Source organism: Parvibium lacunae (assembly GCF_003335215.1).
GTDB classification, from domain to species: Bacteria; Pseudomonadota; Gammaproteobacteria; order Burkholderiales; family Burkholderiaceae_D; genus Parvibium; species Parvibium lacunae.
Window position 1 is genome coordinate 735,700 of the sequence record NZ_QPGB01000002.1, and the last position, 7,385, is coordinate 743,084.

Sequence of the window (7,385 nt, forward strand, 5' to 3'; positions counted from 1 at the left end):
TATGAAGTCAACCCCTTCCACACCGGATTACCTCCGTCGCATTCTCAATGCGCGTGTCTATGACGTCGCCAGTGAAACCCCGTTGGAAATCGCCCGCAGTACGTCAAGCCGGATTGGTAATGGTGTTTTCCTCAAGCGCGAAGATACCCAGCCGGTCTTCTCTTTCAAGTTGCGAGGGGCGTACAACAAAATGGCGCACCTTACGCCAGCACAACTCAAGCGTGGGGTGATTTGCGCCTCTGCGGGGAACCATGCGCAAGGCGTAGCGTACTCCGCTGCCCGCCTGGGTTGCCGCGCCAAAATTGTGATGCCCACGACCACCCCACAGGTCAAGATTGATGCAGTGGCGAAATTTGGCGGCGAGAATGTCGAGATTGTGCTGCATGGCCAGAGTTACAGCGATGCCTATTTACAGGCACAGAAACTCGAGCAAAAAGAAAAGCTGACCTTTGTGCATCCCTTCGACGACCCAGATGTGATCGCTGGCCAAGGGACAATTGGCATGGAAATTTTGCGGCAATTTCATGAGCCGAGCCACGGCCCCATTCATGCGATTTTTGTGGCGATTGGCGGCGGTGGTTTGGCAGCAGGGGTCGCTGCCTATGTCAAACAAGTACGGCCGAATGTCAAAATAATTGGTGTACAGACCACCGACTCTCACGCGATGGCTGCCTCGCTCAAAGCGGGCAAACGGGTGCAACTGCACGATGTCGGGTTATTTGCAGACGGCACCGCCGTGAAGCTGGTGGGGGAAGAAACCTATCGGGTCTGCAAGCAATATCTTGATGAGGTTGTGATTGTCGATACCGACGCAATTTGTGCCGCCATCAAAGACATTTACCAAGATACACGGGCCATCATGGAACCCTCTGGCGCGATGGCTTTGGCGGGTGCCAAACACTATGCCGCCCAGCACAAGCTTAAGAATAAAAACTTGGTCGTTGTTTCTTGTGGTGCCAACATGAATTTCGACCGCCTACGCTTTGTCGCTGAACGTGCCGAAGTCGGCGAACACAAAGAAGCCCTATTTGCGGTGACTGTGCCCGAGGAGCGCGGTAGCTTCCGCCGTTTTTGCAGCATTATTGGCCCCCGCAATGTGACCGAATTTAACTACCGGATTGCCGATGCCAAGGCGGCGCATGTCTTTGTCGGCCTACAAATTCAAGATCAAACTGACACCAAGCGGATTGCGGCTAATTTCAAAAAGCACGGCTTTCCTGCCACTGATTTGACGGAGAATGAATTAGCCAAAACGCATATACGTTACTTGGTTGGGGGCCATTCACCGCTGGCGCAAGACGAACTGATTTACCGCTTTGAGTTTCCTGAGCGCCCTGGGGCCTTGATGCGCTTTTTAGAAAGCATGCATCCCAACTGGAATATCAGCCTCTTTCACTACCGGAATCACGGCGCAGACTCGGGCCGTATTCTGGTCGGGATTCAAGTACCGCCAAAGGAGATGACCGCCTTCAAGAAATTTTTACTGACGCTGGGTTACCCCTATTGGGATGAAAGCAATAACCCTGCTTACCGCATGTTTCTTGGTTAAGGGAGGCCTATGCTGCCCGCCGAAAAATTGCCCCACCCCAAGCTTGGCTTACCCGGTCTGGATGGTTATTACAGCGAGCTAATCCAGGGCGGCATCTACGCGCTCGACAGCCCAGACAATTTGGGGCAACCAGACAAAATTCGCTTGCAATTACTTCTGCAGACCATTCAAACCAATTTGCTGCGTGGTTTGGATTGCGTGTTGTGCAGCCCCCTGGCGGCACCCGCCTTAGCAAAAGAAATAGACCATCTCGGGTTAGAGGTGATTCGCAAAGCCTGGGATGGCGCGCCCAACCGACCTACTTTCCGTGCTATCCGCTATCTCGACTTTAGCTCACAGCAGCGGGATCAGGCAGGCGTTGCCCGACTCTTGGCAGAGCTTCCAAAACAAGGGGTGCCACTGCAAGGGGTGATTCTGTTTGATCATGCAGAACGGCTCTTTAATCTCAGCCAGCCAGGGCAACTGATTGAACAAGCCCGACACTATGCCGATTACTTCCATGGATACGGGGTAACGGGAATTTTTGCCTTTGCCAACGCCGAGACGGCTGGCGTCTTTCCATTGCTGATTGATCATTTCAATGGCTTGGCCAGCAGCGTTGATCCGCAGCCAGCGATCCCCGCCAGCCCGTCGCTCCTACTGCAGAACTGGCAAACCCCAGCAGGCACCTACGAATCGGTGCAGCGCCCACTGCAATTGCTGGAATCCGGCTGGCTGGCGGTGCAAGAAGGTCCAACGACCACACTGGCCCGAGAGCAAGATTATGTTTTTTATTTTTCCCCTGCGCTGAATTATGCGGCTGCCCTGCAATCCGGCAACGGCGAAAGCCAACCGACGTGGCAGCGCCTCGATAGTGTGGACGACCTGATCCGCCTCACTGACCCGAGCGATAGTGCTGTTTTATTTGCCTACAACAAAGCAACCCCGCTGCGCGAGCTGGCGCTGGACATCCATCATTTACGCAGCATTGCCGGGTATCGGACTCGTCTCGCTGTTCGTGAGCTAGACAGCACGATTCGTATTGTTGATCGCCATCTCTTGCTGGGCTTGGGGGCAGATTTGATCATCGATCGCAACGCCCCTAATGCAAAAATCAACCTGATGCTCGCCAATCTCTCGCCCAATCCCGAACGCCCTTGGCGTATTGATTACGAAGATGCGGTGCGGGTACTCAGCAGTGCGTTACCGCACACCCATGTGCAGCCCCATGATTTCGTCACTGCGGTCGAAATCCGCCTAACGCGCACGCGGACCTTGTCGATTCCGCACAGCATGGCGTGTTTGCGCTACCGCAGCGAGATCGATGCGGCTGATGATGAGCAACATTTAGCCCAAGCGGGCCGCCTGCGGCAAGGCGACCTCTGCTGTCGCCAAGGCAAGATGATTTACGTATTTCTCTACGGCTGCGCCGAAGAGCGGGTCAGCGCCATCTTGCAAAGGCTGTTACAAACCGCAGACCGCCCATTACAAGCGCAAGTTGATTTCTTCCTTGAGCCTACTGAAATTGAAGCCGCTTGCCAACAACTTAGCCAAACCGACACCATGCCGGATGATGCGCTGAGTAATCCGTCGCCAGCCCCCCGTTTAATTACCCCCACAAACACAGTACAAACAGCGGCAGAGTTGATCGAGACCACCCCGCCCGCAGAGCCAAGCCCAACCGTCTTGCCCGCTGCCGACCCTGCGCCCGAAGCAAGGCCTGCTAGCCCTATCGGGCAGCAACCTGTAGCACGTGCATCCTTACCCGCGTCCACCTCTGCGCCCTCCCTTGCGCCCGTTATTGCCTGGGCTACGCCGTCGCACGGCTTAGCCAGTGCCAGCCAGCCTTTACCAGTGAAAAACGAGGTCTCGCTCCCGGCTTTAGCCGCACCAGCCAGTGTGCAAGCGAATCCAGCGCCATCGGGATCAACGCCGGCATCGACCGAAGTAACTGGCATCTTTCAGAAGCTGGTGCGGCAGCCACCCGCCCAGACCACGCATCCATCGTCCACGGAGCCCTAATATGAGCATCAGCGCTTTTATGATTGGCATCGCAGCACTGGCAACGTTCTATTGGGCCTTGCGCTATGGCTGGCGCTGGTGGCGGCAACGCCCGCCAGCAACGCCCCCGCTGGCCGCCCCGCCAGTATCGGTATCAGCGACGGCCTTTGGCGCGCACGCGGCGGAGCCCAGCTTGGTGGCCACACCGTCGCATGGGCTCGCAAGCCCGCCAGCGCGCGTCGCGCCGCCCTTACCCACGGTTGATCACCTGTCTTTCTTTCGCCGTGAACCCCCACCCACACCGTGAGCCCATGATGGTTTGGTTGCCGCATAATCGTAGAGGTTCGTCATCATGAAAATTGTTATTGTCTCTGGGCAATCCGGGTCAGGAAAATCGGTTGTGATGCGGGTGTTGGAAGACGCCGGCTACTGTTGCGTCGATAACCTCCCCGCCAGCTTTGTGCCTCAACTCATTACCAAATGGACAGCAGCCGGGGAAACCCACTTGGCAATCAGCTGTGATACCCGCTCGGCGACGGCGCTACAAGCCTTACCCACAACCCTGGATCAACTGCGGGCGCAAGGGCACGATGTCAAGGCCCTCTTTCTAACCACCAACAACGCCACCTTGATTCAACGGTATTCCGAATCGCGTCGTCGTCATCCACTCGCGACTCAGCCGCAGTCGGCGCAGATGACCCTGCTGGAATGCATTCAACAAGAACGGGATATCCTCGCCCCCATCGCCGCCATTTCCCATGTGGTCGATACCTCAGGGCTGGCGGTTCAAACGTTGCGCGCCTGGGTGATCGATTTTGTCTCGGCCGATCGAGCGCCGCTCACCTTATTGTTCGAGTCTTTTGCCTTCAAACAAGCGATTCCCCTTGATGCTGATTTGGTCTTTGATGTGCGCTGTCTGCCGAACCCCTACTACGATCTCGCGCTGCGCCCTCTCAGTGGGCTGGATGCGCCGGTCGCCCAATATCTTGGTGGGATTGAAACCGTCCGCGACATGATTGGCGATATCACCCGCTTTGTGAGTAAATGGCTGCCCCATTATCTGCATGACAATCGCAGCTACCTAACAGTGGCGGTTGGTTGCACTGGGGGGCAACATCGTTCTGTTTACTGCGTGCAAGAAATTGCAAAACACTTTGCCGCACGCGAACAGGTGTTAGTCCGTCATCGGGCGCTCGCAAAATGACCTCGACGACCCTACCACTGCTGCCCCTCAATGCGGTGTTATTCCCAGGGGGGCGCTTGCGGGTGCGGATACTGGACCGCCACTACCTGGATAAATTATTGGCACGGATCAGCACGACACCCACTTTTGGGGTATGCCTGTTGAAACGCGTCAGTGCCAATCAAGCTGATAGCCCATTACCTGCGCTTGAAAGCATTGGCTGCCAAGCGCAATTTGTGAACGAGGTCGGGCTGGCAGAGGAGGCATCAGGCTCCACCTTGCAATTACAGCTGCTGGGTGGGCAACGCTTTCAACTAGATGCCTTGCAACAAAGCGCGACAGGAGTGTACGAAGCCGCCGTGCGCTGGCTGGGGGCCGACCCCGTGATGACGCTCCCCGCACGCTACCTGCCTTGCGCCAATCTTCTCAAACGGATCGTGCTTGATTTGGAAAAACAGCCCGGTCAAGCGCCGCTGCAATCCCCCTATCAATTCGACGACGCCAGTTGGGTCAGCAATCGCTTGTGCGAGCTCCTAACCTTGCCCAACCCGGCACGACAAAAACTCATGGAACTCAACGATCCGCTAGTGCGCTTGTCGCTGTTAGACCAATACCTTCATCAACATCAGATCTTGTCATCATGATTGGTTCTTTATTGACCTGCACCACCCGCACTCGCCCCCAGCCGGTAATCTTGCTGTGCTTCCTGTTCGGCTTGATGAGCGCAAGCTGGGCACAAGATAAATTATCCACAACCTTATCCACGCACTTGCTCCGCGACTCTTCCACAAGCTTACCCACAGCCTTATCCCCATCCGTCGCTAACGCCGCACCCCGCCCACCGGAACGGCGCGGCTATCAGGGCGACGTCGGTGTGGGCTACTTCAGTAGCCAGGCCCAATTCAAACAAACAGATAGCCCCGGCTTTCTTTTTCCTTATCTGTATGGCGACTACCAAAAACTCTATGCACGGGTCGATACCTTTGGGGTCAAAACACGAACACTCGGGTATGGCCATTTAGAAATCAGCACCAAGCTCTTGTTTGATGGCATCCGTGCCGCCGACAGCCCAGCGCTGCGCGGGATTCGCACCCGGCAAGATAGCCTGCCGATTGGCTTGGGAACTTTTCAGGAAACGCCAGTCGGCGGTTTTTTTGTCTATGCCCTGCATGATGTTCGTACCTCGCGCGGCAATCTCATTGATTTCACCTATGCAGCCAAGTTTCGTGTCGGCCAGACAGACATTTACCCGCTGCTCGGGCTAGATTACCGGGATCGGCGCTACAACCAATATTTTTACGGCGTACAAACCGAAGAAATGGCCGCGAACCCCAGCCTACAGCGCTATCAGCCCGCAGCCAGTGTCACCCCATGGCTTGGTGCGTGGCTTGATATTCCGCTGCAAGGGCCGTGGACTCTACAACTCAATGTGCGACAAAAATGGTTACCGGCGGCTGTTAAAGCCAGCCCCTTGATTGATGCCCGCACCCAAACCAGTGGTTTTGCTGCGCTGGCGTGTCGTTTCAATTAAATCAGCCGCTGCATCATGCTAATGTAACGAATCAAAACACTGGCCTAAACATGTCATCCCGGCTAAGCGCTTATTCCAATCGCTCTCGCCTACTCAAGTGGGCGAACTCAAACGGCAACAAACCCCTGCTGCACCAGCTTGCTGGTGCGATTACCCAATTAAGAGCGCAATCGACAAACAACAACAAAGGAAATAAGAATGAATGGCTCTTTTAAATCTTGGCAACGACTGTTCTTAGTCTGTTGGTTTTATTGGTCGTTGGCACTGATAGCTGGCATGATTATTTTATTTTCAGTAGGCCACCCCGTCCTCTTCTGGCTCTTTACAGGGACCTGGGAATGGTTGCCGGTGCAAAAATGGCTACATGCGGGATTAATTTGTATTCCAGGAGCGATGTCTGCTGCATTGCTATTCATATTTGGCAATTGGCTTGATTACGGTGGGGCCACAGTAGCTAAAAAGATCGGGGTTGGGTTACTGGTTTTTGGTGCCAGTTTCGGCATCATATTTATCGGCAGAAAAATCGTCAGCTATATTGTGCTGATTAGTTTTGGAATATCAACCTAATGGATCAGCCATCAACAGATAAAACCCGAACTGCGATATTGGTATTATTAGCAAATGAAATAAATGTGGTCTGTCCCCTATTTTACGCCGGTAAACCCAAGCCGATTGATACCTCTAAAATTATTTTACCGAAACGCAATCTGTCAGGAGCGCAAGAATGATTCGCGCACCGATGGGAGATCAGGCGTATTGGGATAAATGGGTACTGCATAGCAATGGTCGCACAAAAAAAATGTTGGACGCGTTGGCTTTGCCAAGTAAGAACCCAATGTATGACCCACAATATGCCTATGATGCATCAATAGAGTATTTGAGGCTGATTTTTGAACGCTACTCCCGTGGCGACGCCATTAGCGAACTGGGACAGCACTTTCTCGGTTTGTTAGATGCATGGGAGTTATCGAATAAGCTTGCTGCTGAACTCAATGCGCAACTTCAACCCGGGCATGGGTGGGATCATCGACGTTTACTGGGTGCGCCACAAGTTAGCGACGATAGTCGTAGTCACAATGATCCGCGTAGCTGGGTGTTTGACTTGACCAACCTCAACCACTACAACTGGTGCTTCTGGCTAG

The 7,385-nt window shown here is 54.4% G+C and carries 8 protein-coding genes; all 8 read left to right on the top strand.

All coding sequences use genetic code 11. The features are described from left to right. Position 1 precedes the first annotated feature (1 nt). Positions 2–1,549 (top strand): threonine ammonia-lyase, biosynthetic, encoded by a 1,548-nt coding sequence (gene ilvA, locus DU000_RS07615; protein WP_114402739.1) that lies wholly within the window; start codon positions 2–4, stop codon positions 1,547–1,549. A gap of 9 nt (positions 1,550–1,558) precedes the next feature. Further along, positions 1,559–3,550 carry a BcsE family c-di-GMP-binding protein gene (locus DU000_RS07620; protein WP_114402740.1) on the top strand — a complete coding sequence of 664 codons (1,992 nt, stop codon included), beginning with the start codon at positions 1,559–1,561 and terminating at the stop codon, positions 3,548–3,550. A 1-nt stretch (position 3,551) separates the two neighbouring features. Beyond that, on the top strand, positions 3,552–3,836 hold the full coding sequence (locus tag DU000_RS07625) for a hypothetical protein (RefSeq protein WP_114402741.1): 285 nt from the start codon (positions 3,552–3,554) through the stop codon (positions 3,834–3,836). A gap of 45 nt (positions 3,837–3,881) precedes the next feature. Beyond that, positions 3,882–4,733: an RNase adapter RapZ gene (gene rapZ / locus DU000_RS07630; protein WP_114402742.1), complete on the top strand. Its 852-nt coding sequence runs from the start codon at positions 3,882–3,884 to the stop codon at positions 4,731–4,733. Then, a complete protein-coding gene (locus DU000_RS07635; protein ID WP_114402743.1) occupies positions 4,730–5,356 on the top strand; it encodes an LON peptidase substrate-binding domain-containing protein in 627 nt (208 codons plus the stop codon). Before rapZ ends, DU000_RS07635 begins: the two co-directional genes overlap by 4 nt. Further along, a complete protein-coding gene (locus DU000_RS07640; RefSeq protein WP_114402744.1) occupies positions 5,353–6,243 on the top strand; it encodes a MipA/OmpV family protein in 891 nt (296 codons plus the stop codon). Before DU000_RS07635 ends, DU000_RS07640 begins: the two co-directional genes overlap by 4 nt. 276 nt (positions 6,244–6,519) lie before the next feature. Further along, positions 6,520–6,810 carry a hypothetical protein gene (locus tag DU000_RS07645; protein ID WP_147266978.1) on the top strand — a complete coding sequence of 97 codons (291 nt, stop codon included), beginning with the start codon at positions 6,520–6,522 and terminating at the stop codon, positions 6,808–6,810. A 157-nt stretch (positions 6,811–6,967) separates the two neighbouring features. Further along, positions 6,968–7,385: PoNe immunity protein domain-containing protein (locus DU000_RS07650; RefSeq protein WP_114402746.1), on the top strand; the 418-nt coding region annotated here is incomplete at its 3' end.